Consider the following 25327-nt stretch of genomic DNA (forward strand, 5'->3'; position numbering starts at 1 on the left):
TATCTTAACAAGATTTTAATGATATATTTTAGTTAACTATTACCTGATTAAAAATTCACGTTTACACCCAGGGTAAAGGTGCGCGGAACGGGGTAGTTCGAAAGGTCGATGCCTTGGCTCAGGTTACCGCCATCGCCGTTACCGGCGGTGTTACCACTGGTTTCGGGGTTAGGGCCACCGGTATATTTGGTAAACACATAGGCCTGCTGCACCGAACCGTAAATCCGGGCCGATTTAAAAAATTTGTTAACAGCGCCTACCGAGTAACCCAGGGTAATATTTTTAATCGTAAAGTAAGAGGCATCTTCTAGAAAGTGTGTGCTCATCCAGTCGCGCTCAATACCGGTTACGTTACCACCACCCACGGTAGTACCAAACTTGCCTTTGCCCGGATTTTCGGGCGAACGGAAACGGTATTTTACCCCATCTACCATGTTAAATACTCCATCGAGGTTAGCGGTGCTGTATAAGTGCCGCACTAAAAGCTCATTGCCATGAGCACCGGATCCCACAATGCTAAAGTCGAACTTGCCGTAGCTCAGGTTGTTCGTAATGCCGTAGGTAAAGTCCGGGAACGGATTGCCAATAATCGTGCGGTCGTCGTTGTCGCCACCGTTGGTTATAATGCCGTCGCCGTTTACATCGCGTAGTTTTATGCTACCTACCGTCGACCGGCCCGGTACTTTAGGAGAGTTATCGAGGTCGGCCTGGTTCATATAAAGACCTTCCTTCACCAAACCGTAAAACTGGCCAAACGGCTCACCTACCTTGGTTATATGGTAAGTGCCGTAAACCCGGTTGATGCCTTCGGCCAGGGCCACTACCTTGTTCCGGTTAAAAGAAATATTGGCATTGGTGGTCCATTTCAGCTTGCCCTCGGTGTTACGGGTAGTAACGGCAAATTCGTGGCCCCAGAAATTAATTTCGCCAATATTATCGTTAAAGTTGCCAAAGCCGGCTTCCTGCGGTACCTGCACGCTGTAAAGCAGGTTAGTAGTGGTTTTGTTGTAATAATCATACATAAACTGGATGCGGTCGTCGAACAAACCTAAATCCATGCCCACATCAAACTGCTTGGTGGTTTCCCAGCCCAGATTGGAGTTGGCCAAAGAAGTTACGGCCGCACCGGGTACTACAGTGTTGCCAAAGGCAGCATTAATAGTATTGTTAACCAGGGCGTATTGGGTATAGTTACCAATGTTGTTGTTACCGGTAACCCCGTAGCTGGCCCGCAGTTTGGCAAAGTTTAATTTGCTGAAATTCTGCATAAAGCCTTCATCGGAAACTACCCAGCCTATTGATGCAGACGGGAAAGTACCCCAGCGGTTTTCGGAACCAAACCGGGAAGAACCATCGCTCCGGATAGAGGCGGTGAATAAATATTTGCCTTTGTAGTTATAGGTAAGCCGGGATAAAAGCGAAGTTAGCGCCCATTCTTCTACACCACTGGTGGTACCGCCCCGGTTTATGTTCAGCCCGCCCTGAATGGTTGGGAGCCGGTCGTCGGCGTACGTATCAGCCTGGATACGGGTGCGGTCCATCCGGAATCGCTGATTGGTAAAACCACCCAGTAACTCAAAATTATGTTCGTTGAACGATTTAGAGTAAGTAGCCAGGTTTTCGTTCAGCCAGGTAGTGTTAGAGAAATTTTCCCGGATGGATACTGCTGTAGTAGGAATGGCAACGTTGATACTGCTGGTAGCCGTAGACGGGTTAAAGAAGAAAAACTTATTATTATAGAGCTCAATATTGATGGTTGATTTAAGTACCAAATCTTTAATGGGCCGGTATTCGAGGTAAGCGTTCGAAAGCAGGTTGGTTATTTTATTTTCGTTTACCAATTCTTCGGCGGCCCGTACCCAGTTAGGATAGTTGTAAATATTGCCGGTATTGGCCGGAAAGGTATTAAACTTGGTTAATTCGCCGTTTTCGTCGTAAATAGGCATAATAGGCCAGGTATGCAGGGCATTAAACAAAATACCCGTGCCACGGTCGCCGTCGGTACGGGGCGTATTGTCAAAAATATAAGAAGGCGCAATATTTAATCCTACTTTAACCTTATCCGAAACAGTATAATCGGTGTTTAAACGGCCGGAAAAACGTTGGTATTTATTGTTTAGCACCACTCCTTGCTGGTCGAAGACGCCCAGCACCAAAGCGGTATTTACCCGGTCTTTGTTAGAAGTAACGGTTAAGTTATAGCTCTGAATGGGGGCTGTTCTTAACAACGCATCGTACCAGTCGTTATTTTTTCCTTCGTACTGCGAGGGATTCTGGAAAACGTCGGGAACGGGTTTGCCTTCCGCTTCGTAATATTCTTTTTTAAAGGTGGCAAATTCCACGGCATCCAGCATGTCGATGCGGCCTTTTTCGGGTACTTGCTGAATACCACCGTAGGCACTGACACTAACGTTGGTCTGGCCTATTTTGCCTCTCTTGGTCGTAATCAGCACCACGCCGTTAGCGGCCCGTGAACCATACAACGCTGTAGACGCGGCATCTTTCAGAATAGAAATATCTTCTATTTCGTCGGGGTTAAGGGCACCAATACCGCCGGTAATTGGGAAACCGTCTACTACGTACAACGGATCGCTGCCACCGCTCACCGATAACTGCCCCCGGATACGCACCGACATGCCTTGACCCGGTTTGCCCGTTGCCTGGTTAATTTGTACGCCAGCTACCCGGCCCTGCAGCTTTTGCGTAACCTGCGAAACGGGTATGTCTTTTATTTCTTTGGCACTTACCGTTTGTACTGCACCGGTTACTTCTTTTTTAAGCTGGCTGCCATAACCTACCACTACTACTTCTTCCAGGGCTTTGGCATCCGGTGCCAGCGTAATATTAATACTCGATTGGTTATTAATGGCTACTTCTTTGGTTTGGTAACCTACAAAAGAAACCACCAACGTACCGGTACCGCCAGGTACATTCAGCGAATAAGCCCCGGTAGCATCGGTGGCGGTGCCATTGGTAGTGCCTTTTACCAGCACGGTTACGCCGGGCAAGCCGCTGCCCTGCTCATCCGTTACTTTGCCTTTAATGCTCGTGTTTTGGGCCCGGGCACCCGTTGATAAAAGTAATAGTAACAGAGGAAGTATATACCAATACCTCGTCTTTTGGAGTAGTTTGTTCTTCATAATGTTTGTTGGATTTTAATTAAAGGTGGATTATATAAAAGAGGGTACTTTCCGTGGTAATTATTGAAGACTATAAACTTATGGGCGATTCATATTTACATAGGCATTTTGTTTAGTGAATTTGTTAAATATTTCCTAAAATAGCTATAAATTAAATGCTTTGCATCCTGTTCTATCCTGCTTAGTAGCTGTAATATTGGGTAATTATTAATTGGTTGTGAAATATTCAAGCATCAGGCTTATAGATAAGTAAATTTTGAATAAAATATTATAATTTTTAAAATGGCGCTTTTGTCTGAACCCAGGCTCAACACGTTCAATAAGTTAGGAGTATTGGTAAAGTTAAATGCCAGAATAAACAGCCGATTTAGGTTAGTCAGCCGCAACCTAAAGTTGCCGTTAGCCGCCAGGGCAAAATAAAATAATCCAGCAGCAGCGAGGAAGGTAATAAGTAACTTGATTTTAGCGCTTAACAGACGGGTTAGAAGTAAATTAGGGTAACCCGCATCCGTCTCCGGGTTACACAATATTTCCCGGAACAGGATACAACAGGATAGGCAAAGTCATTTATAATAATATATTAGCAAATAGGTACCTGGCCTGGTAAAAGTATTTAGGGTAATAAAAATTAAAACCTGCAGGGACTTTGTTTATTAGGCTGAACTTTTCAGACACAGCAATTTTATTCTTATAAATAATAATGACAGACAAAATGAAGTTTAAAGCAATTCAGGCAGCAATGATGCTGGTCCTTTTTTTTATCAGCAGTTGCGCAGTTACAGCTCAGAATCAAAAAAAAGACAAAGAAGGTTTTGTAAAATTATTCGACGGAAAAACCCTGAAAGGATGGGAAGGCGACCCTACTTACTGGCGGATTGAAGATGGCAACCTGGTGGGTGAAATAACACCCAGTACCCTATTAAAAACAAACTCCTTTATTGTCTGGCAGGGTGGTCAGCCCGCCGATTTTGAACTGAAAGTAGATTGCCGGATTACCGCCACCGGCAACAGTGGTATTAATTACCGCAGCGAGCGCTTACCCGATGTACCGTATGCGCTGCGCGGTTACCAGGCCGATATAGATGGCCGGAACCGTTATACCGGACAAAATTACGAAGAGCGGGGCCGTACCACGCTGGCGTACCGCGGCCAGAAAGTAGTAGTAAACGGTGCCGATGCGCCAGGGCCGCTGCAGGCCAGCATTAAGAGTAATGCCTGGACCAAAACTGATGTAACCAGCGCTTTGGGTACTGCCGAAGAATTGCAGAGCAAAATTAAAAGTGAAGACTGGAACGAAATACACCTGGTGGTAAAAGGCAACCGCTTGCAGCATTATGTAAATGGTGTACTAATGAGCGATGTAACCGACAACGACACAGCTAACCGGAAAATGTCGGGTTTGCTGGGAGTACAGGTGCACGTGGGCCCGCCCATGAAAGTAGAATATCGGAATATGCGATTAAAGCAGCTGTAACCTTCCTGACAATTAATTTAACTTAATTAGGGCAGGCTGAGATAATGCTCCAAAGCGCTGCTTCTGCTAATTGGCATAAATAAACAGAACAAAAATATAAGGTGGATTTGTGGGTAGCTTTTGTGGCTATCCATGAATCTCCTTTCGTAAGATTACACAGTAAGGTTCTGCCAGAGCCTTACTGTTTTTTATATTCAGGAAAGTACTATGTTTCCTTGGGATAATACAGCCCAGAAGTTTTCTCGTAGCGTTTCGGGAATTCTTAATCCGAAAGACAAACACGTACCTGAAATTTCCCATGCAAGGTGTTTCGTATATCGGTTTAGAAAAGAATCTGGTATCTTTAGTGGTGTTATCACTGCCAAATTTAACGCTTCTGCCATATTACTTGCTGGTATCTTCACCGCAAGGACAGCTGTTTCAGTCCATTTTTAAAATGCGGAACAGCTTTATTTTCTAAAACAAACGCAGGTATAAACCACTTTCTTAATTAAAGGAATGTTAAAGAAATACTTTGAATAGCTTTTCTTTAAATTTAACAAGGTAAGTCCATTACCTTAATTTGTAGTAAGTTCATCCTCTTGTTCCTGCACCTCCACCGCATTTAGAAGCATCAGGCGTACAGCTTTTATTTAAGTTACTTACAAAGAAAATTTTTAAATATTTTTGGCCAATGAAGATAGGTATAGCTGCCGACCACGCCGGGTTTGAGCAAAAAGAAAAATTACTGTCGCAACTCCGCGAGGCCGGCTACGAGGTAAAAGATTATGGCGCCTACCAGTACGATGCCAGCGATGATTATCCGGATATTATTTTACCTTTGGCCCGGGCAATTGCCGTCGGCGAAGTAGCGCGGGGGATTGCGGTATGCGGAAGTGGGGTAGGCGTTTCGGTGGCGGCTAATAAAATTGCGGGTGTACGTGCGGCCCTGATTACCGAAACGTATTCGGCGCACCAAGGTGTGGAACACGACAATATGAATTTGCTTTGCCTGGGTGGCCGGGTAATTGGCCCGATGTTATTGTGGGAGTTGGTGCAAACATTTTTAGAAGCCCGCTATAACGCAGAAGAACGATTTCAGCGGCGGCTGGATAAAGTAATTGCTCTGGAACGAAAAGGCCGGTAAGTAGGTATTGCAAGGAGCATCGTATTGTTGTTGCTCCGCTTTTTAAATAGATAAACCCAATGCAAGCGCATTTATGAACGATATACAATACGATTTTGGCATAGTTGGCCTGGGCGTAATGGGCCGGAACTTACTCCTGAATATGGCTGATCACGACTTTGCGGTAATAGGCCTGGACCTGGACCCCATAAAAGCGGCCGCCCTGGAAAAAGAAAACAACCAGGATAGAACCGTACGTGGTACCACCTCCGCACCGGAATTTATTAATGCTTTGCGCAAACCCCGGGCTTTAATGCTACTGGTGCCGGCCGGTAACCCCGTAGATGCGGTTATTGCCAGTTTATTGCCTTTGCTGGAACCCGGCGATATTGTAATAGACGGCGGCAACTCTTACTTTGCCGATACCGACCGACGGGTGGGAACTCTGGCTACTTCGGGCATTCATTTTTTCGGGATGGGAATATCCGGCGGGGAGAAAGGTGCCCGCTTTGGCCCCAGTATGATGCCCGGCGGCGACCGGCAGGCTTACGAAAGGCTGCGCCCGGTGTTTGAAGCCATTGCCGCTAAAGTAAACGGCGAACCCTGTGTGGCATTTTTGGGCAATGGCTCAGCGGGTAACTACGTAAAAATGGTGCACAATGGCATTGAGTACGGCATTATGCAACTCATTGCCGAAACCTACGACCTGATGAAGCGGGGTTTGGGCCTGAACGACGACGAACTGCAACAAATATTCCAGGAATGGAACCAGACCGAATTACAATCTTACCTAATCCAGATTACCGGCGAAATTCTGCAAAAAACTGATGACGTTACGGGTAAAAGATTGGTAAACGTTATTTCGGACCGCGCCCGCTCCAAAGGCACCGGCAAATGGACTTCGCAAAATGCTATGGATCTACAGGCGCCTATCCCAACTATTGATATGGCCGTGGTCATGCGCGATATGTCTAAATACAAAGAAGAAAGGGTACAGGCGGCGCAGTTGCTGGCCAGTAATAGCGCAGTTGCCGGGTTGAACACTGCACAACAGGACATAGTGAACCAACTCCGCAACACCCTTTATTTTGCTATGTTGGTTACTTACGCCCAGGGCTTGGTACAACTCCGGCTAGCTTCCCAGGAATACAAGTACGAACTGGAACTGGAAGAAGTAGCTAAAATCTGGCGCGGCGGCTGTATTATCCGGGCGGCCTGCCTCGAAGATTTCCGGCAAGCCTATGCTAAAAACCCGGCATTGCCCAGCCTCTTACTCGACCCGCAAATTGGCCAGGATTTATTAAAGCGCCAGGACGATACCCGTAACATCATAAAATTAGCTGTAGACAAAGGTATTCCGGTACCGGCTCTTATGTCGGCGCTGGCTTATTTTGATGCGTATCGCAGCGAAATATTACCTACTAACTTAATTCAGGCGCAGCGCGATTATTTTGGCGCGCATACTTACGAGCGGATAGACCAGGAAGGTATTTTTCATACCGATTGGACCCCGGCTATTCCGCCGGTTGCCTAAGAGATTAATTTGCCCGGCAATTGGGTAGTAAAGCCCAATTGCCGGACCTTTATAAAGTTCTTTTTTATCTTGAGCCTACCTATAGGAGGCTTTAATTAAAAACTAATGAATTCAGCCAAAGTAGCCGTGCCCACGGTTGTTGTTATTTTTGGAGGTACCGGCGATTTAACCAAGCGAAAATTATTACCTGCTTTTTATAATTTGTTTCTGGAAAACTGGCTGCCGGATAATTTTGCGATAATTGGCCTGGGCCGCTCTAAGTTTAACGATCCGGATTATCGCAGCCATTTGTTCGAGGGATTAACGCAATTTTCACGGAGTGGACAACCAACCGACGAAAAATGGGCTGCCTTCGAAAACAACATTACGTATTTACAGTCCGAAATAAATAACCCTGATTCTTACCAGCAACTGGCCGAGCGGCTTAATGCGTTTGATGCTGCCTGGGGCCAGCGGGCAAACCGGCTATTTTATTTATCGGTAGCCCCGCAATTTATTGAAGCGGTTACCCTTAACCTAGCACAAGCTAATGTAGCCGATAATATAGACTGCGACCGCATTATAGTGGAGAAGCCTTTTGGCAAAGATTTAGCTACCGCCCGCAGCCTGAACCAATTGCTTACGCAAACCTTTCAGGAAAAACAGATCTACCGGATAGACCATTACCTGGGCAAAGAAACGGTGCAGAATATTCTGGCTTTCCGGTTTGCCAATGCCTTGTTCGAGCCCCTCTGGAACCGGAATTATATTGATTATGTGCAGATAACTGTAGCCGAGCAGGTAGGAGTAGAGGATAGAGGCGGTTATTACGAAGGAGCCGGTGCTCTGCGCGACATGATTCAGAACCACCTGTTGCAGCTATTGTGCATGGTGGCCATGGAGCCGCCGGTTATGTTCCAGGCCGAAGAAATCCGAAACCGGAAGGTAGATGTGCTGAGGGCCATCCGGCGCCTCGCCTACGAAGAAGTAAACCAATATGCCGTACGCGGCCAGTACGGCCCGGGCTGGAAAGAGGGCGAGAAAGTGCCTGGTTACCGCGAAGAAGAAGGCGTTAAACCTAACTCCAATACCGAAACCTACGCGGCCGTTAAGTTTTACCTCGATAACTGGCGTTGGCAGGGCGTACCTTTTTACCTGCGTACCGGCAAGCGTCTGCAAAATAAAACTTCCTCTATCACGGTACAGTTTCGGCCGGTGCCGCACAAAACTTTTCCGTCGTCGTTAGCCGAAAATATGCTGCCGAACCGGCTTACCATCGATATTCAGCCGCAAATGGATATACGCCTGCGGTTCACGGCCAAACGGCCCGGACTGGAAATGGCGCTTACCCCGGCCGAAATGGTGTTTGATTTTAAATCTTATTCGCAGAATTCGCCGGAAGCGTACGAAACCCTTTTGCTGGACGCCATGCAGGGCGATGCTACCTTGTTTATGCGGGCCGACCAGATAGAAGTAGCCTGGGATGTAATTACGCCTATTCTGGAAACTTGGGAAGCCCGGCCGTCTTTGGAATTTCCAAATTATGCCGCCGGTATGTGGGGACCTGAAAATGCCGAAGCCTTAATTGCCCGGGAAGGTCACACCTGGTCGGTTACCACGCCCAGAGCCATTTAAATCTAGCTACAAACAAGCATAACGGATGATCCAAATATTTAAAGATACCCTGGAACTGAGCCAAGCCGCCGCCGAATTATTTGTGCAAGCTGCCAACGAGGCCGTGCAGGAAAAAGGACGCTTTAACGTAGCCCTGACGGGTGGTTCTTCGCCCATCCAAATGCACCAGTTGCTCGCGCAATCGCCTTACCGGGAGCAGGTGCCCTGGGAGCAGACTTATGTCTTTTGGGGCGACGAGCGCTGGGTGCCTTTAACCGACGAGCAGAGTAACGCCAAAATGGCTTTTGAAACGTTGCTGAACCACGTGCCGGTACCCAAATCCCAAATTTTTCCGATGTGGGGGAACCAGGAACCCGAAATATTTGCGCAACAGTACGAAGCCACGCTCCGTGAACACCTTGGCAACACCGGCTTCGATTTAATATTGCTGGGCATGGGCGATGATGGCCACACGGCTTCACTGTTTCCGGGTACTGCCGTTCTCCACGAAAAAGAAAAGTGGGTAGTAGCCTATTATTTAGAACCCAAACAAATTTACCGGATAACTTTAACGGCACCATTCATTAACCAGGCCCGTAAAATTGCTTTTCTTACCTTCGGCGAAAAGAAAGCCGATGCTTTATACGAAGTTTTAGAAGGCGAAAGAAATCCGGAGCAATACCCTTCCCAACTTATCCAACCACAAAACGAACCAATATGGTTAGTAGATGAAGCTGCTGCCCGCCGGTTGTTAAAAGGAGAATAATATTCAATGGGCATCAGGCAAAGGTAAAATACTGGAGATAAAATATTAGGTCAGTGCCAACGCTATAGGGCTCGGCGTTTATTATAGCGCGGGCGTCTCGCCCGTGTCTATTTTACCCGGCATCTGGCCGCTGAAAAAATTAGGGCTCTATTATCTTCAGCGAAACCTGAATTAATATTTAACTCCAGGAGAAATTTTCTAAAAAGAAAAGGTAACGCCGGCCTTTACGGAAAAGGGCGTTCCGGGCGTGAAATGAATTTCCGATACGGGTTCTATTTCATTTCTTAACCGCGATTCCGTTTCGAATTGGGCTTCTTTCCAGTTGCTGTTAAATAAATTCTCACCGCTTACTCTAAATTCAAGGTTTTTAAAAGTATAGCTAACTACGGCATCGGCCAGAAAGTAGCCTTCGGCGGTCAGGCTGTTGTCTTCGTTGGCGGGACGATGGCCCAGGTAGCGGTAGCGGAGATTGGCTTTTAGACCTTGGGTTGTTTGGTAACTAAGGCCACCAGTGCTGGTAATGGCAGGGGCTAACGGAATAAAATTATTGCCCTTTGCTTCGTCGCGCGCTCTGGGCCGGGCCAGGTTCAAATCCGTATCCAGAAATAAATTTTTATTAAACTGGTAGCGGGCCGAAAGGTCCAACCCGTACCGGCGGGTTTTGCCTGATGGTTCCACAATGCCTTCGTCGCCGACGTATACAAATTCCTGGTCCAGGTCTAAAAACCAAAGGGCGGCGTTTACATAAAGCTGCTCTACAGGTTTAAACTTCAACCCTAAATCTGCCCCGCGAGCAGCGGGTAAAGCTTCTTTTCTGACCGCTGTAACCGAAACCCGAGAGTCGTTGGAATGATAACTCATGCCGGAACTTAAGTACAGTTGTAAGGCTTGCGTTACCGCGTAAGTGAAATTAAGTTTAGGACTAACCCGGCTTGCTGCACTTTTTTGGGTAGCACGGCTGGCATCTGCCTCCAACAGGCTGGTATAATTAAAAAATAAGCGATCAAACCGCAGAGCGGCATTCACGGAAAAGCGGGTAGAAACATCCCAGGTTTGGTTCAGGTAAGCAAATGTATTTAATTCCTGGATATTGCCTTTTTGTACTGCCAATAAAGTTGTTTTTCGGTTGCGCGTCCGGGATAATTCAGAACCATTAATATCGTCGTAGCGCAAGCCAATACCCACTTCTTGCCGGAGCGGGCGGCCCATGAAAGTTGCTTCTTTCTGGTGAGTGCCCTGGTAGCCATAAATTTGCCTTTTCTCTTTTTGCCGGATTTGGTCGCCGTTTTCCGGGTCGTTCAGGAAAAAGGTAAAATTGGAATACAGCTCAAAATCGTATTTGACAAAATATACCTGGTTTTTCAGGTAGCTGCCATCCGTGAAAGTTTTATCTAAACTCAGGTTGGCATTGTAGCGGGCCGTTTGGCCGCCTTCGGTATCATCAATCGCACCAAAGCGGGTAATGGTGCCATCGGCTACCGCCCGTTCCGGAATTTGGCCGGAGGCATCCCAGGTACTCCGGAAAGCCGATAAAGAGCCGCTCAGAATAGTGTTGTTCCGGAACACCCCCTGGTAGCGGCTAAACAAATTTAAGCGGTTTAAACCCTGCGGCGACTGAAAGTAACCATTGCTGAATAAATATTCTGTAGCTAAATAAGCATTCTGCTGATTTTGCCGAGCACGGGCACCTAACAAATTAAACATACCTACTGTCCGGTAATTATCGAATTTGCCAGCCTCCAGTTTTATGCTGTTCTTATCTAAAGCACTGCGGGTCCGGAAATCGGCGTAGCCGGCGGTGCCAAAATTCCCTTTATCGGCCCGGTAAGGACCTTTGCCAAAATCTACGTTCTGGATGATTTCGGGAATAAGAAAGTGCAAATCGGAGTAGCCTTGACCGTGGGCGTGCGAAACCATGTTTACCGGCATGCCGTCGGCGGTTAAGTTAATATCGGTGCCGTGGTCGATGTCGAAACCCCGCAGAAATATCTGCTCGGCTTTGCCGCCGCCCGCGTGCTGGGCAATAAACAATCCCGGAATCAGGCGCAATATTTCCTGGGAATTTTGAATGGGCCGGAGCTGTACGTCTACGGCACTGATAATATTAGCTGTTTCTGCCTGGCTGGCTGATACGGCTATTTCGGCTAATTGTAAGCTGCCACTGGACAAATAAGAAGTAGCCAGCACCGGTGGAGTCAGCGGATTAACTTCTACCATTTTCTTTTCCTGCTCAAATCCCAAGTAAGTTATTTTTAATTCGTAGTTACCGGCTGCCAGGTCATGAAAAGTATAAACTCCAAAGCGGTCGGTAGTAGAAATTTTATCAATGGCGGGTATGGATACCGTAGCGCCGGCCAAGGGCGTATTGGTGCTTTTGCTGTAAACTACGCCTTTTATAGCGAGTTGGTGGGCAAAAGCACCGGTGGTAACCGTTAGGAAGGATAACAGAAAGAAGTAAAGTTTTTTCACACTGTTTGGTTTGTAGAAAGGGTTGCCTTAAGATTTAAAAAAGGTGGATCATGGATTGTTTGCTCAAGCGGAACTCCGCCCCGGGCGGGCTGCTTTCGGCAGCCCGCCGGGTGGAATTGTTTGGGGCGAAATCTACTAAAGTGTATTCCCTTATAAAGCTGGTTCAAGCGTCCGGCTGGAATTTTTCTGCCTGTATTGGGGATATTGGGTCTGCGGTAAGGTTATAGTTTGGTTACCGATTGGCTGAGTAAACTTTTTCCTTCCGTGCTGTAAGCGGTATACTGAAAGGGATCAGTTGCTAACGATTTCCGGATGAGGGTTTCGCCGGCTACCCGGTCGCCTAGCCGGTATTTTACCAAGCCATTTAAACATACAAGCGTGGGGTCCTGGCTGTTGGTGCGGGTTGCTTTTTGTAAAAACGCGTTCGCGCGCTGATAATCTTGTTTTTTATAATAGATAGCGGCCAGTGTTTTACAAACATCTATATTCTCCGGTCTTCTTTTATATTCTTTGCGGGCGTATGCCAAAGCCTTATCCGGGTCGTTTTTCAGGTTAAGGTAAATATTAGCTAATTCCAGATCCATCAGGTGGCCGGATTTCTGATCTTCTTTCAAGCCCGCAATAAGTTCCTCCATTAAATTGTTCGCTTTTCTGGTTGCGCCTTGTTGCTGGTAAAGACGTACCAATTCTTCCTGAAAAGAGAATTCGGGTAAGACATTAGCGGCTTCGGTATACAATCGCATAGCATCTTGGGGGTTGTTCTTTTTTTCGGCCAAGCGGGCTAACCCGCCAATGGCAAAAGCATACTTCGGGTATTCGGCCAGGGCGCGTTCGTACACGGCGGCAGCTTTCTGCAAATCACCGGTTTTTTCGTATAAGCTGCCCAAAGTAAAGCGGGTCCAGGCGGTTTGTTCTAAGCCCGGATAGCCAGCGGCAGCGGCCTGTTCCATAGCCTCAATGGCACCGGGTAAATCGCCGTGAATTTCGCGCAGGTACGAAATTCGGGAATACGATTTCAGGTCGGGACGGATAGCGGTCATTCGGTCGGCCATGTTAATGGCTTCTTCGTAATTGCCCAGTTCTACGTTGGCATCGCACAACACGCCGTAAACCGAGGCAATATTGGGGTTAATGGCTAAGGCTTTTTTGCCGGTTGCCAGGGCTTCGTTAAACTGGTGAAGCGAGAGTTGGATAGATGCTTTTGCCACCGTTGCCTCGTACAGCAGAGCTGGATCGTCCGGTCCCTGATCTAAAATATCATCTATTAACTTAAGGGCGGCCGGATAGTAATAAGGGTGTTCTCCGGTAATACGGGCCTCCTGCATATAGGCAAAGGCCAGTAACAGTTTGCTTTTCAAATCATTCGGTTTATCGCGTAGTTTTCGTTGCAGGCCCTGGATAGCCGCTTTGGTGTTCAGCCATTCGCTGGTAACCGAAATGGGCCCGGTTCTTTCTTTGAGGGGCGGAATGGGATCTTGTACATTACGATATTGGTAAAAAAGACCGGCTGCCGCTACTATTATAAGTACTAATACGCCATTAAGGAGGTAGCTCTTTTTCATCTTGTTTCTGCTTTGGTATAAGTAACGCGTAAAGGAAAAATGAATAAAAAGGCCGGGTAAGCTGTACCCGGCCTTAAATGGTTATTTATCTACTGTAAATTTCAGCGATTGTAAAACGTTGTTGCCATTCTGGATACGGGCAATGTAAGTGCCTCTATCCAGCTTGCTCACATTTACTGGTACTTCGTGGGTGCCAGCCTTAATATTTTGATTTACAACCGGACTGGCTACTAACCGGCCTGCCAAATCAAAAATTTGTAAAGAAACGTTGGTCGGTTCGGCCAGGTGATACCGGAAAGTGGTGGTATTCCGGGACGGATTCGGATAAGCTTCTACCTTTTTCAGCATTATTTCGGGTGTAGCCAGGTTCATAGAGCCGGGTACTTTGGCGCCGGGTTGCATGGCCGACACCGTAGAGATTGGGTTGCCATTTATATCACAGTTAATCTTAATATGACCATCCTCAAAGCCGTCCCAGGGCTTAGCCAGGAAAGGGAAGCTAGCCATAAAAGGCTTGTCGTTTTTCTCAACACCGGTAGTAAAGGTTAGAACATCTACCAAATCCGGGGTAACAGGAGATTCGCTGGTTCCTGGGATAAAGTCATCGTACCAAAGACCAATAGCAGCCAGAACGGCGCCACCTACGGCTTGTAATTCAATCCGGGTTACATCATCTTCTAAACGGCGACCGTTCGGGAAGCCATCCATGTTAGGAATAAACTCCAGATTGCTGTTAGTATTATAAGGTGCCGTGGTTAGACCCAGGGCGGCAGCGGCCACAAGACCTTCGCTGCTAAATTGAGGGTGGTTCCGGGGAGTAGCCGGCGTAGCCATGTTTACCCGCAGCATATCGCCGAATGTTGGCAGGAAGTTATGGATAAGTGGTTTACCAGCTGCCAGTGGATTACCATTTTTGCCGGTTGCTAACTGGTAAGGCCGCAGGTTAGGCACACCGGTCATAAATATTGGTAAAAGATCTACGGACCGGGGTTGGCCAGGACGCAGCAAATAATTACCAAAAAGCTTATCGTCTAAGGCGGTACCAGCCAAAGCCGGATTTCCTTTTAAGCCAGCTAAACCATTGGCATTATTTGTAAAGTCAAACTGACCCAAAGATTTTTTTTGAATTCGTAATTTAGCTAATCCCGGGACCGCCTTACCAAAATCATCATCATCCATGTAAAGCGCCAGTTCGGGGTTGGTAAAGTATTTTTCGAACTTAGGGTTATCCTTTGAAGAAGGGATCGCATTCCATTCGTCTTTGCGGCCCACCGGAATAATCACCTCGTTGGTAAGGGGCATACCCAAACGGGAAACCTGCACGTAAGGGCCACTTTCGGTCTTAGTACCATCCGGGTTACGAACAGTCATTTGCCGGCGGCTGGCCGAAGCCCAAACCCCGATTACATAATCCGGATCCAGAATATTTTTAGCCTGGCTGGCATATTTTTTATCTTTCTGCAGGTTTTCGATGGGAATATCCATGGCAATGGTATGCACGTTTAATTTGGCTAAGCCATCTGGTGCATTACCCGGACGAATATTACCTAAGTCAGAAATACCGCCAATATCAACAAAGAACGGATCATCTACTTGACCAACGAATATTTTTTCCCGCTGACCGGAAGTTTCAATAGCCGCATTAAATAAGGCATCGTAAGGAGTGTTTAAGCCAACGGCACTTTCAATAGACCGCGGACCGGCATCCGGCGGCGCTACTTTACCCAGGTATACAATCCGGGACCAGGTTTTACCGCCATCTAAACTTTTGCTACAGAAATAATTGGCCTTTACATTTTCCTTACCCAACCGGTATTTAAAGAAAGTTGTCGGATCCTCATTCTTCAACACAAACTCAAACCGGTAAATAATGTCGTCGTAAGCGGTAGTGGCATTGTTTTTAATGTGAATATCGTAGGCAATATTTTCCCCGAAATTGTAGTAATAGGGGCCGCCGTGGGGCGCCTGCACCGGAATATAATTAGCAATAATAATCATATTGTTCGGGTTTGCCGGGTTGCGGAAGGCATACACATCGGTGTTATCCGCCAGCGGGTCGTTCATTATCATCGGGGCTTCCCGGTGGCTGGACGATTCGAGGTTGTTGTACTTTAAACCAATTGCAGATAGCCCTGCTATCGCCAGTCCCGTCAGCAAGAGCTTTGGTCCTGTTCTTGTAAAAACTCCCATAAGATTTTAATTGTTTAAGGTTGAATAAAAATTAAACTGGGTATTGATTGCGGAAACCTACGTACTAAATAGAGCAACCGGATTTTGGGTAGAAACAAGAAGTCTTGTTAATTCTTTTAAATATTATAGTTGTTGGCTGGAAAATTGCACTGAAAGCGTCTGTGATTATACTAATCTAATAAGTTTGTATGAGAATAATCCAATACGCACAGAATATTAATTTTTTATTTAATGAAGTTAAATAAGTAAAATTTGAAGGTAATAATTGGGCTATTAGATTAAATGTGATAATAAACCATAGCCTGGGTTGGTAGATTTAAAAATGGGGAGACCAGATTAATATAAATTATTTAAGTAAAGAATATTTTTTTGAGAATAAAGAAATATTTTTTGGGACTGTTTAATCAACCGGAAGAAGTTGGAATTAAGCCAGGGGGTTTACCGCTTTTACTTCGAAGCTGGTTCGCCTTCAAAAATATAATAGACTGGTGCCCTTACTTTGGATTTTCACCAGCTAATAGTCTGCCAGAAGTTTTAGCATGGGCGGTGATAACATCTAAAATGGCGCCGGATGCTGACAGAGAATAAAACTAAGCTGTTACGGCTGTTAAATTATGGCAGGCAACTTATGAAGCTTTCCTGGAGGAGATTAATTTTGAATTAAGCCAAACAAGGCAATATTTACCGCGCTTATAGTTAAAATATTAAAATATATCTTTAACTTTTCCGGTGCACTCCTAATGCTTACCAGATGAAAATTTTCTGTAAAACACTAACTCCAGCCTTATTTCTGTTGTTTATCTTTCAGCAATGTAACCCCAAAGAAAACGAGACCGCAGGAAACCCACCCATGGAGGGTTTTAATGCGCAGGGTTCTGATGCCAAAGCTATTGCGCTAGCCGATTCGGTAATGGCGGCCCAGGGTGGCCGGAAGAACTGGGATGCTACCCGGTATATTGCGTGGCAATTTTTTGATGCCCGGAAGCTGCTTTGGGATAAATATACCGGCGACGTACGGATAGAAAACCTGAAGGACGACACGAAAACGCTCGTAAATATTAATACGGGCAAAGGCAAAGTATTTAAAAACGGGGCCGAGGTAACCCAACCCGATTCGCTGGCCAAATACCTGCAAAAAGGCAAAGAAGCCTGGATTAACGATTCTTACTGGCTGGTAATGCCCTTTAAACTGAAAGATTCCGGCGTAACCCTGAAATATTTGGGCGAAGAAAAACTGCCAACCGGACCTGATACCCACGTGCTGCAGCTTACTTACCAGAATGTAGGCGTTACCCCCGACAACAAATACAAGGTATACGTCGATAAAAATAACCACCTCGTTGCCCAATGGGCTTATTACAAAAATGCCCAGGATTCTATTCCGGCTTTTGTTATGCCCTGGCTCGACTACAAGACCTACGGCAACATCAAACTTTCCGGCGACCGTGGCCAGGCCAAATTAACGAACCTCCAGGTGCTGGAGCAGGTGCCCGAAACGGCTTTTACTTCTTTCGAGCCGGTTGATTTAAGTAAAAAGTAGAGCCAGTCAGATTCTTATAAGTCCGTTAAATAATACGGAGATAATAAGTAAGCCGATGTCTGTTCTGTAACCGAGGGGCAATACCGGTAAGGATTGTTTAGCTGCCGAGGTTATAAGCTATTTGCATAAACTGCTGAATTTCTTCGTTTACGTCTTCCGGCGCATACATGCGGAAATGATGATTATATTGGTGATTCTGGCCGGGAACCTGGGCAATTTTTTCAAAGCATAAATTATCCCGATAGGGCTGCTGGAATGGAAATACCACCTGCATAAAATTCTTGCCCAACTGGGTTATGTAAGCAATGCGGCGTTGGGGAGTAGCCATGCCAATCATGGTTTTGGCAGGGTGTAAGGTTACGGGACCTATTAACTGGTATTGCTGTACAAAATGGTTAAACAAGGCCACGGTATGTTCGGATTTCCCGGCCAGAAAATCGGCTATTGTTTTTTGCTCATTTGTATGTTGTGGTGTTCGGTGCATCAGGCCGGAAATATTAGGGTAAATGAACCTGAATATAGAAAATAAAAGCAGTTTTGAGAAGAAACAGTTGGGCGTTCTAAATCTAATTTCTGTGAACAGGTTATTTCAGTCAAAAAAAAGCTGCTTAGGCTTATTGGTTTTACCCGCCATATAATTAAAGCTTCTAATTTTGTACCGTTTGGTTACTATAATGTTTGATTGATATAATACGAACGGAGGAACCATTAAAAGCAGAAATTATCTTTAAAATTATATAGGATGTTTAGAATACCAAGGAAGCTGATGATAGCGCTTTCTTTTCTGATGCTGGGTTCCTGTGCTGTAAAACATGAAGTACTTAACAAAGGCATTGCGGGCAACAGCACCAACGATTTAATAAAAAGAATAGACCAGGATGTACTAGCCGAAAAGCCGGATTTGGTAATTATGCTGGTGGGTACCAACGATATGCTCAACTCCGGCAAGTTTATTTCTTACGGGCAGTTTCAGGCTAATTATGCGGCCATGCTAAATAAGCTCAAAGCCCAAAACATTAGCGTAGTAGTTATGAGTCCGCCGCCGGTAGATACCGCATACTTATTTAAAAGGCACCAAAGAGCGCTTTTTACCGAAGACCCTAACCATAAAATTGATTCCGTCAGCAGCATCATCCGGCAACTGGCGCAGGTTAATCAGATTTATTTTATGGATTTAAATAAGCTATTTAAAGCTGCCGGCTCGCCTAACCCGAGCGCCCAATCGTTGCTAATTAACCAGGCTAATTTTAACAAAGCCGATGGTGTGCACCCTACCGCAGCGGGTTACCGGTTTATGGCGCAGCATTTGTACGATTTCCTGCAAGCAAATCACCTGCTGAAAAAGAACAAAAAGATACTTTGCTTCGGCGATAGCATCACTTTCGGTGCTTTTATGGATGGCCAGGGAACCGCCGGGGGAGAAACCTACCCAGCTTTTTTACAAGCCTTACTCGGCGACGGCCGCAAATAGCGTTTGGCTAGCCCAATTTATTAAGCCTACTAAAATTGTAATTGCTTACGACAGTTCTTTCTGTCCGTGCCGGCGCTTAAGTACCAGTTGCGTCCCGTAGCCCAACAGAACAGCAAACACAATAATAATTACCGTAACTAAACCCGAATTAATCGCATTAGAAAAACTTCCCAGGTACGCGTATCCCACCGATACCACCAAATGACCAATAGCCGAATACAACAGAAAAGTTTTCAGGGGCATTGTGGTGGTGCCGGCTACAAAAGAAATCGCTTCGGATAGCACGGGCAAGGCTTTAGAAATAGTAATGGCCAGATTCCCGAACCTTCGGAATAAATTATTGCTATAGGCTTTGTCCTGAGCCGAGAAAAATTTATCGAAGTATGGATTGGCGCTGCGGCCCAGGTAAAACCCAAACCAGGAAGCCAGCAGGCTCGAAGCCCAGGAGAGCAAAGTGCCCCAGAAAGGACCCAATATTTTCCCGTTCAGAATCATCAGCAAACTCGAAGGGACCGGCAACAAAGTATCCAGGGCCATAAAAGAAAAACTCAGCAAGGTGTAAGTGGCTTTGGACTGACCGGAATGAACATGGGCTGTAATCCAGTGTTCCACCTCTTCGAACAACAGAAAAGTGGTAATAACCAGCCCGCAGCAAAATAAAAAAATTACCAATAGTCGTTTCATGCGCTTGAAAACCTTACCATCGCCCGGCGTCTGATTTCAGAAAAAGCTTAAACCAGCATATTTACGGTGCTTTTGCTCTTTTGCTGGCGTGGGCGTTCTGCCTGGACTAATATTTTTCGCTACCGGACTATATACGCAGGCAATAAATAGGGTTTGTATTACTACAGCGTCCAATAAAATAATCAACAGCGAAACGCTGTCGAGCGTACACAAGAACTGTTGTTACTCTGTGGTTGCAATGCAGCACTACAAATTTCGGAGTTATGATGCCGGAATAATTACTGCGCTTTGGCCTTCTTTAGTTTCAACTCTTTTTTCATGACACCGGCTACCATGCGCGAAATAATTGCATAACCTTTATCTGAAGGATGCAGGCCATCGTAGGTCATGTCAATGGCTTCGGGTGGGTACGGGTATTCATCGGTTTCGGGGTTAAACGGAATATGGATAAACTGCGGGTAAGGGTAGTTTTTGTACGCACCGGTAGCCGGATCTTTTAAGCGCTTAAACTTCACCAGGTTCTTCAGCGTCATGCCGCTTTTGTTGTACAAATCCACCACCGGTAATTTTTCGTGCTTGCCTACAGCTTTAATCGCCTCGGCAAAAGCCGCCAGCGATTGGCCATTTTTATCTTTATAGGAGCCGTAAGCATTATTTTTATAGTTGTTGATGTACACAAAATCTACTCGCTGCATGGGTGTCATTAATAGTATCGGCGCTTTGGGGTTCAGGCTGCGAATTTTATCTATAATAATCCGGTAAGAGCCGTAAAAAGTGTTGTTACCGGTGTTGTTTCGGTAATCGGCCAGGGTGCCAATGGGGCGGCCCTGCCACCAGTCGTTCGTGCCCAGAAAAACCGAATACACATCAGCTTTTACCAAACCCAAATCTTCTATTTTATTTGCAATGCCGCCGGCTGTCCAGCCATTATGCCCCTGGTTAATGTATTTTATTCCCGGCAGTTCTTCGGTTACCAGGGTCAGGTAACCTTTGGTTACGCGGTTTCCAGTTTGTTCCTGGTGGTCGTTCAGATAAGTAATAGAATCGCCGATGGCCACCCAGGTATAAGCAGCAGGGGAGAAGGCGCTCGATAAGAAACAAATTAAAAGGAAAAATAAGAATCTTTGCATGGGGCAGGGGCTTGAGCTATTCTGCTAAAGTAAAATAAATTTTTAAAGGTTAGAAATAGGAATTACTTGTAAGTCGCGCAAATAAGGGAATCAGATACAGGGGTTCTCTCTTTGAATTACATCCAGGATAAACTACCCGCGCTTGGCTTAAAAAAGAGACCGTAAAAAATAAGCGAATCTACCGGACGCCGGCCTTACCGCCCAGAACGGATTTCAGCGAAGAAGAATGCTATTCCAGTTTTGCTGATTGAGCCATTACTTCGCCTTGGTATAGAACAACCTTTCCGAAGGCTAATGGGTTTAATAAAAATTAAATAAAGCCTGAAATACCATGAAAGACGAAAATAAAACAAAGCTGGAAAATCCGCTGGAGAAATATCCGAAGCCACCTTTTAAAGAACAAAAGCAGCCCTGGCCCGGCCTGGCGGGGCAAATGGAACCCCAGCCCGACCACGGCGAAGAAAGCTACAAAGGCAGCGGCCGCCTAACCGGCCGTAAAGCCCTGATAACGGGCGGCGACTCGGGTATGGGGCGGGCGGCCGCCATTGCGTACGCCCGCGAAGGCGCCGACGTTGCCATTAATTATTACCCCACCGAGGAACCGGATGCGCAGGAAGTAATTGCGCTTATTCAAGCCGAAGGCCGGAAAGCCGTGGCCCTGCCGGGCGATATTACCGACGAGGCTTTTTGCCAAAAACTGGTAGCGGAAGCGGTGCGCGAACTGGGCGGACTGGATATTCTGGTGAGCAATGCAGCGTATCAGCAGACCCACGAATCTATCCTGGATATTTCCTCCGAAGATTTTGACCGCACCATTAAAACCAATATTTATGCGCCTTTCTGGATTATAAAAGCTGCCCTGCCGCATTTGCCACCCGGCGCCGCCATTATTGCTACTACCTCCGAGCAGGCCACCACGCCCTCGGCGGAGTTGTACGATTATGCCCAAACCAAAGCCGCTACCACCAGCTTTGTCCGGTCGCTGGCCAAACAACTGGCGCCCAAAGGCATTTTGGTGAACGGCGTAGCGCCCGGCCCCATCTGGACCCCGCTGCAGGTGAGCGGCGGCGCTACCATGGAAAAACTCAAAAGTTTCGGCGGCGATACGCCCCTGGAACGGCCCGGACAACCGGCCGAATTAGCTTCTATTTACGTGCAATTAGCGGCCCCTGATGCCAGTTATACCACCGGCCAGGTTTATGGCGCCATGGGTGGCGGCGGTTTACCGTAACATATATCCTGGTTGAAATAATTTTGCCAGAAATTATTAGGTAGATATACTTAGGAGCGGAAATTATTTCCGCTCCTTTTTTATATAGTCGGCCGATAGTAATATTTTTCTAATCAAAACTGTGATCAAAGCTGGTTATGCATCCACAAGAGAAAGGTATTTACTACCTGCCTTCTAAGAATTTATCTGATTAGAAAATCAGGCGGCAAGTTTCCTGAGACCAGCTAAATAAAAAAACCGTTTAGGTTTTAACTAAACGGGTTTCAAATATTTCAGAAATTTACCTGTTTATAAGCTTCTGAACCAGGATTTTACATCGTCTATCGAACGGCCAATTTTAGCAGAAAGACTACCCAGCCATTCTTCTTGTTTGCCTTCGGCATATTCAAAATCATCGTCGGTTAGGTTACCGTATTGCTGACGGGCCTTGCCTTTCAGTTCGGTCCAGTTGCCGCGGGCCCGTAATTCGGTGCCATCGAACAAATCGTCGCGGCGATCATTATTTAGATTATTATTGTAAGTATTCATAGTTCTAAGCTTTAAGTATTAATCTATAAGGCATACGTATTTTATACCACTTAGGTTGAAATACTTAATTTATAACCTGGCTGTTGGGGCTATTTGTTTTTTTTAAAACCTGGTAAAATTCAGGATTATTGCGGTGGTAACCCCATTAAATAACCAGCTCTTTTTTTAAGGGCAGTTTCTTGCGTAGGAGTGTTTTTGAATAATCTGCATCCCGCCGCTGGTGCAGGCAAACCGGCTACAATTATTAAATAAGATAAGCCCGAACTGCCAGCCCGCGCCGGCTATGCAGAACGTTTCATTCTTTCAGCCGGCGCATCTTCAGGAACGATTAGTTTCTAATAAAGCTTCTTCCTGTTAACAATTACGTTCTTCCCTTTAAAATTCTGAATAACAGCAGGGGCTATCTCCAGGAAATTTTTGGCCGTTACCTGAATATTCTCAAACCGGAAGTCTGATAACTGATAACCAAAGCCTTGTGCCGGCTTTGTTTCTTTGGCCGCGCCCACGTTAAAAAAGTTAGTACAATCCAGTTTTATGTTGCGCATGGTTATGTGCCGGACGTTAGACGTGCCCGATACCGGTTCGCCTTTCAGGTCGAAGAACTGGGTCCAGGGGCGGATGTAGAGGAAGTTGCCAATGTCGTGGCCCTCGATGTCTTCTACCAGCACGTATTCGTAAAGCTGCGGGGTATCGGGACGCATTTTAAACCAAAGTAACCGTTCGGCGTGGTTTATCTTAATCCGGCGCAAAATAATATTGCGGTCGTGCACCGACTCGCTGCCGAAGGTTAAAGCGCCGTGGCAGAACCCGTAGGTGCAATCTTCGATGATGATGTTGTAGTTGCCGCCGTTGTTCGGGTCTTTATCGGCCCGCGGACCTTTGCCGCCCTTCAACGCGACGGCATCGTCATTCACCGACATGTAGCAGTTTTTGATGAGCACGTTTTTACAGGCGTCTATATCCACGGCATCGGTGCTCGGGGCTTTTACCGGCTTTTCCGGCGAGTAGATGTACAAATCGAGCAGTTTAACGTTTTCGCTTTTATACAAATGTGTCGTCCAGAACGGCGAGTTGATTAGTTTTACGCCCGAGAGCTGCACGTTTTTGCAGTTGGAAATATATACCAGCCGCGGCCGCATTTCATCCATATTAGTGGTTTGGGGATTAAAGGCCCGCCGGAGCCAGAATGATTTCCAGTAGCGCAGCCCGTTACCGTCGATGGTGCCTTTCCCCGATAAGGTAAAGCCGTCCAGACCGTCGGCATTCACCAGCGCCGCAAAATATTTCAGGGTTTGGCCTTCCATACGGGTCGTAACCAGCGGAAAATTACTGATGTCGTCGCTGCCTTTTAGCTTGCCGCCGGCTTCCAGGTGCAGGTGCGTATTCTTTTTAAAGAAAAGCGAGCCACTCAAAAAGGTCCCTTTGGGAATAATCACCACGCCGCCCCCCTCCGTTGCGGCTTTATCTATCACGGCCTGTATAAGTTGGGTCTGGAGGCGGGTGCTGTCGTTGGTGACGTTATAGTCGGTAATGCGGTACGGCTTGCCTAATTTGGTTATATCGGTCGGTTTGTTTTGCCGGAACCAGTCCGGTATGGGCGTGCCATCCGGGAATACTTCTTTGGCCAAAGCGGTAAGTTGCAGCGTGAGGGAAAGCACGAGCAGCAAGGCGAGCCTGATTGTTGGTGTAAGCATTAAATTTCTATCCTCCTGGGTTAAAATTGGTGCAGCAACGTTTCATACATTCCGCTACCATCCGTTCTTGAACAAATCTACAAAATCAGATAATATGGATACAGACTTTTCTGGTAGTAATGCCTAAGTATGGGAAAAACCCGTAAATAGCGCTATCGGGGATAAGTGGAAATGCTTAAAACTATTACCCAACATGGGAATCCCCCTTTCAGCGCCAGCGTATGCTTGTGCCATAGAGGTGCGAAGCGGGAACAGAGCTGTTTTTTCTATATAAACTTACACACACCTAAATTCGTCAACGCCGTTGACGAAATCTGACTAAAAGATAAACTTTTGAAATCCGCGACCTCTTTGCGGAAATTGAAGATAGAACGTTAATTCATTAAATTACGAGACAACCTCTCGTAATTCCTGACTTTCCTGGTCGCATAATATAAAACTAATGCGGATGGTGAAGCTCAGCTGTTTGTAGTCTGCAAGAGAACTCTAAATAGCCGGGACCAACTTGCCAGACAGCGTCTAGCGAATTAGACTGCTGGTGAAAGGTTGATGCCTTCAGCGGCAGAAAGGAAGCCGTTTGCTAATTACATCTCTGCACATCTAAGAGAGCAAAGACTTTGGTAAAGAAGCTGGAAAACCTTATCCGTATTTACCGGAACAGAGTTCCTCCAGTTTCATTAAAAATTTGTAGTCTCCTGCGGAAGACTACAAACAGCTGGGGTAAAAGGTGCCACCCGCTTTAACCGTTTCCAGGGTTTGCAAGCCTATCCAATGCGCCAGTATATAGGTGTTGTTTGGCATTCTTTCTGCCACCAGAAAAACATCCCCGCTGGCCTTTTTTAATTCGGTCCTTTCCACAAAATTCTTTTTTAACTGCTAAACTTTAATTGCTGGGGCTGTATTAATTTATAAGGGTAAAAGGTTTGGCCGGCACCAAAGTTAATCCGGAACAGACAAATACAATTTCGCCGGGTAAATAATTGGCAAAGGTTTTACCCCTTAAAATGGTTAAATACAACCTAAGAAAATTGGGGAAAGGCATGCGGCAATAGTTAAATATTTTAATGTTTATCTACTGCTTTCATTACGGGTTGGTTGCTTTAAAAAGAAAAAGCCTGGCAAGTTCAGCCGGGCATAAACGCAATTTTAAATTTATTAAATGGTTTAACCACCTAATAAAAGAAAGCCCTTTCCACTACTAGTGCTTCACCAAGTT

Annotated in this window: 19 protein-coding genes; 9 read left to right on the forward strand and 10 right to left on the reverse strand. The window is 46.2% G+C overall.

Annotated features, from left to right (window positions below):
- Positions 1-47 precede the first annotated feature (47 nt).
- Positions 48-3140, reverse strand: a complete 3093-nt coding sequence (locus tag AAE02nite_RS18720) for a SusC/RagA family TonB-linked outer membrane protein (RefSeq protein WP_146901320.1) — start codon at positions 3138-3140, stop codon at positions 48-50.
- Positions 3141-3840: 700 nt separating this feature from the next.
- On the opposite strand from AAE02nite_RS18720, the gene AAE02nite_RS18725 reads away from it, so the two are divergent.
- The 5 genes from AAE02nite_RS18725 to pgl all read left to right on the forward strand — a co-directional run bounded on the left by AAE02nite_RS18725 (position 3841) and on the right by pgl (position 9612).
- On the forward strand, positions 3841-4614 hold the full coding sequence (locus AAE02nite_RS18725) for a 3-keto-disaccharide hydrolase (protein ID WP_371863490.1): 774 nt from the start codon (positions 3841-3843) through the stop codon (positions 4612-4614).
- A gap of 673 nt (positions 4615-5287) precedes the next feature.
- Positions 5288-5740, forward strand: a complete 453-nt coding sequence (locus tag AAE02nite_RS18730) for an RpiB/LacA/LacB family sugar-phosphate isomerase (RefSeq protein ID WP_146901323.1) — start codon at positions 5288-5290, stop codon at positions 5738-5740.
- 73 nt (positions 5741-5813) lie between these two features.
- The gene (gene gnd / locus AAE02nite_RS18735) at positions 5814-7253 is read left to right on the forward strand and encodes an NADP-dependent phosphogluconate dehydrogenase (protein ID WP_146901326.1); all 1440 of its coding nucleotides are present in this window, start codon (positions 5814-5816) and stop codon (positions 7251-7253) included.
- 105 nt (positions 7254-7358) lie between these two features.
- Entirely contained in the window at positions 7359-8867 is a 1509-nt protein-coding gene (gene zwf / locus AAE02nite_RS18740) for a glucose-6-phosphate dehydrogenase (RefSeq protein WP_146901329.1), read from the forward strand.
- A 25-nt stretch (positions 8868-8892) separates the two neighbouring features.
- Entirely contained in the window at positions 8893-9612 is a 720-nt protein-coding gene (gene pgl / locus AAE02nite_RS18745; protein WP_146901331.1) for a 6-phosphogluconolactonase, read from the forward strand.
- Between the two features lie 198 nt (positions 9613-9810).
- Here the strand turns inward: pgl and AAE02nite_RS18750 are convergent, their stop codons facing one another.
- The 3 genes from AAE02nite_RS18750 to AAE02nite_RS18760 all read right to left on the reverse strand — a co-directional run bounded on the left by AAE02nite_RS18750 (position 9811) and on the right by AAE02nite_RS18760 (position 15833).
- On the reverse strand, positions 9811-12081 hold the full coding sequence (locus AAE02nite_RS18750) for a TonB-dependent receptor (protein WP_146901334.1): 2271 nt from the start codon (positions 12079-12081) through the stop codon (positions 9811-9813).
- A 221-nt stretch (positions 12082-12302) separates the two neighbouring features.
- Positions 12303-13643, reverse strand: a complete 1341-nt coding sequence (locus AAE02nite_RS18755; protein ID WP_146901336.1) for a tetratricopeptide repeat protein — start codon at positions 13641-13643, stop codon at positions 12303-12305.
- 81 nt (positions 13644-13724) lie between these two features.
- Positions 13725-15833 carry a DUF4331 family protein gene (locus AAE02nite_RS18760; protein WP_146901339.1) on the reverse strand — a complete coding sequence of 703 codons (2109 nt, stop codon included), beginning with the start codon at positions 15831-15833 and terminating at the stop codon, positions 13725-13727.
- A 369-nt stretch (positions 15834-16202) separates the two neighbouring features.
- Between AAE02nite_RS18760 and AAE02nite_RS18765 the strand changes: the two genes are divergently transcribed.
- Complete coding sequence (locus AAE02nite_RS18765) at positions 16203-16421, forward strand: hypothetical protein (RefSeq protein ID WP_146901343.1); 219 nt, start codon at positions 16203-16205, stop codon at positions 16419-16421.
- Positions 16422-16584: 163 nt separating this feature from the next.
- The gene (locus AAE02nite_RS18770) at positions 16585-17373 is read left to right on the forward strand and encodes a hypothetical protein (RefSeq protein ID WP_246151152.1); all 789 of its coding nucleotides are present in this window, start codon (positions 16585-16587) and stop codon (positions 17371-17373) included.
- A 97-nt stretch (positions 17374-17470) separates the two neighbouring features.
- Here AAE02nite_RS18770 and AAE02nite_RS18775 read toward each other — a convergent pair whose 3' ends face one another.
- Positions 17471-17857, reverse strand: coding sequence for a DUF5655 domain-containing protein (locus AAE02nite_RS18775; protein ID WP_146901346.1), 387 nt, complete (start codon positions 17855-17857; stop codon positions 17471-17473).
- Between the two features lie 258 nt (positions 17858-18115).
- Here AAE02nite_RS18775 and AAE02nite_RS18780 point away from each other — a divergent pair, with 258 nt between their 5' ends.
- Positions 18116-18844, forward strand: a complete 729-nt coding sequence (locus tag AAE02nite_RS18780) for an SGNH/GDSL hydrolase family protein (protein ID WP_146901349.1) — start codon at positions 18116-18118, stop codon at positions 18842-18844.
- Between the two features lie 45 nt (positions 18845-18889).
- On the opposite strand, the gene AAE02nite_RS18785 is transcribed toward AAE02nite_RS18780, so the two are convergent.
- Both AAE02nite_RS18785 and AAE02nite_RS18790 read right to left on the reverse strand, forming a co-directional pair.
- Positions 18890-19528, reverse strand: a complete 639-nt coding sequence (locus AAE02nite_RS18785; RefSeq protein ID WP_146901352.1) for a TVP38/TMEM64 family protein — start codon at positions 19526-19528, stop codon at positions 18890-18892.
- A gap of 278 nt (positions 19529-19806) precedes the next feature.
- On the reverse strand, positions 19807-20658 hold the full coding sequence (locus AAE02nite_RS18790; RefSeq protein WP_146901355.1) for an SGNH/GDSL hydrolase family protein: 852 nt from the start codon (positions 20656-20658) through the stop codon (positions 19807-19809).
- Positions 20659-20989: 331 nt separating this feature from the next.
- Here AAE02nite_RS18790 and AAE02nite_RS18795 point away from each other — a divergent pair, with 331 nt between their 5' ends.
- Entirely contained in the window at positions 20990-21889 is a 900-nt protein-coding gene (locus AAE02nite_RS18795; RefSeq protein WP_146901358.1) for an SDR family oxidoreductase, read from the forward strand.
- A 288-nt stretch (positions 21890-22177) separates the two neighbouring features.
- Here AAE02nite_RS18795 and AAE02nite_RS18800 read toward each other — a convergent pair whose 3' ends face one another.
- From AAE02nite_RS18800 to AAE02nite_RS26385, 3 genes are all read right to left on the reverse strand, one after another.
- Positions 22178-22417 (reverse strand): CsbD family protein, encoded by a 240-nt coding sequence (locus AAE02nite_RS18800; protein ID WP_146901361.1) that lies wholly within the window; start codon positions 22415-22417, stop codon positions 22178-22180.
- A gap of 335 nt (positions 22418-22752) precedes the next feature.
- On the reverse strand, positions 22753-24111 hold the full coding sequence (locus AAE02nite_RS18805) for a rhamnogalacturonidase (RefSeq protein WP_146901363.1): 1359 nt from the start codon (positions 24109-24111) through the stop codon (positions 22753-22755).
- A 705-nt stretch (positions 24112-24816) separates the two neighbouring features.
- Positions 24817-24969, reverse strand: coding sequence for a hypothetical protein (locus tag AAE02nite_RS26385; protein ID WP_170252645.1), 153 nt, complete (start codon positions 24967-24969; stop codon positions 24817-24819).
- Positions 24970-25327 lie beyond the last annotated feature (358 nt).

Origin of the sequence: Adhaeribacter aerolatus, from assembly GCF_007991635.1 — a bacterium.
GTDB classification, from domain to species: domain Bacteria; phylum Bacteroidota; class Bacteroidia; order Cytophagales; family Hymenobacteraceae; genus Adhaeribacter; species Adhaeribacter aerolatus.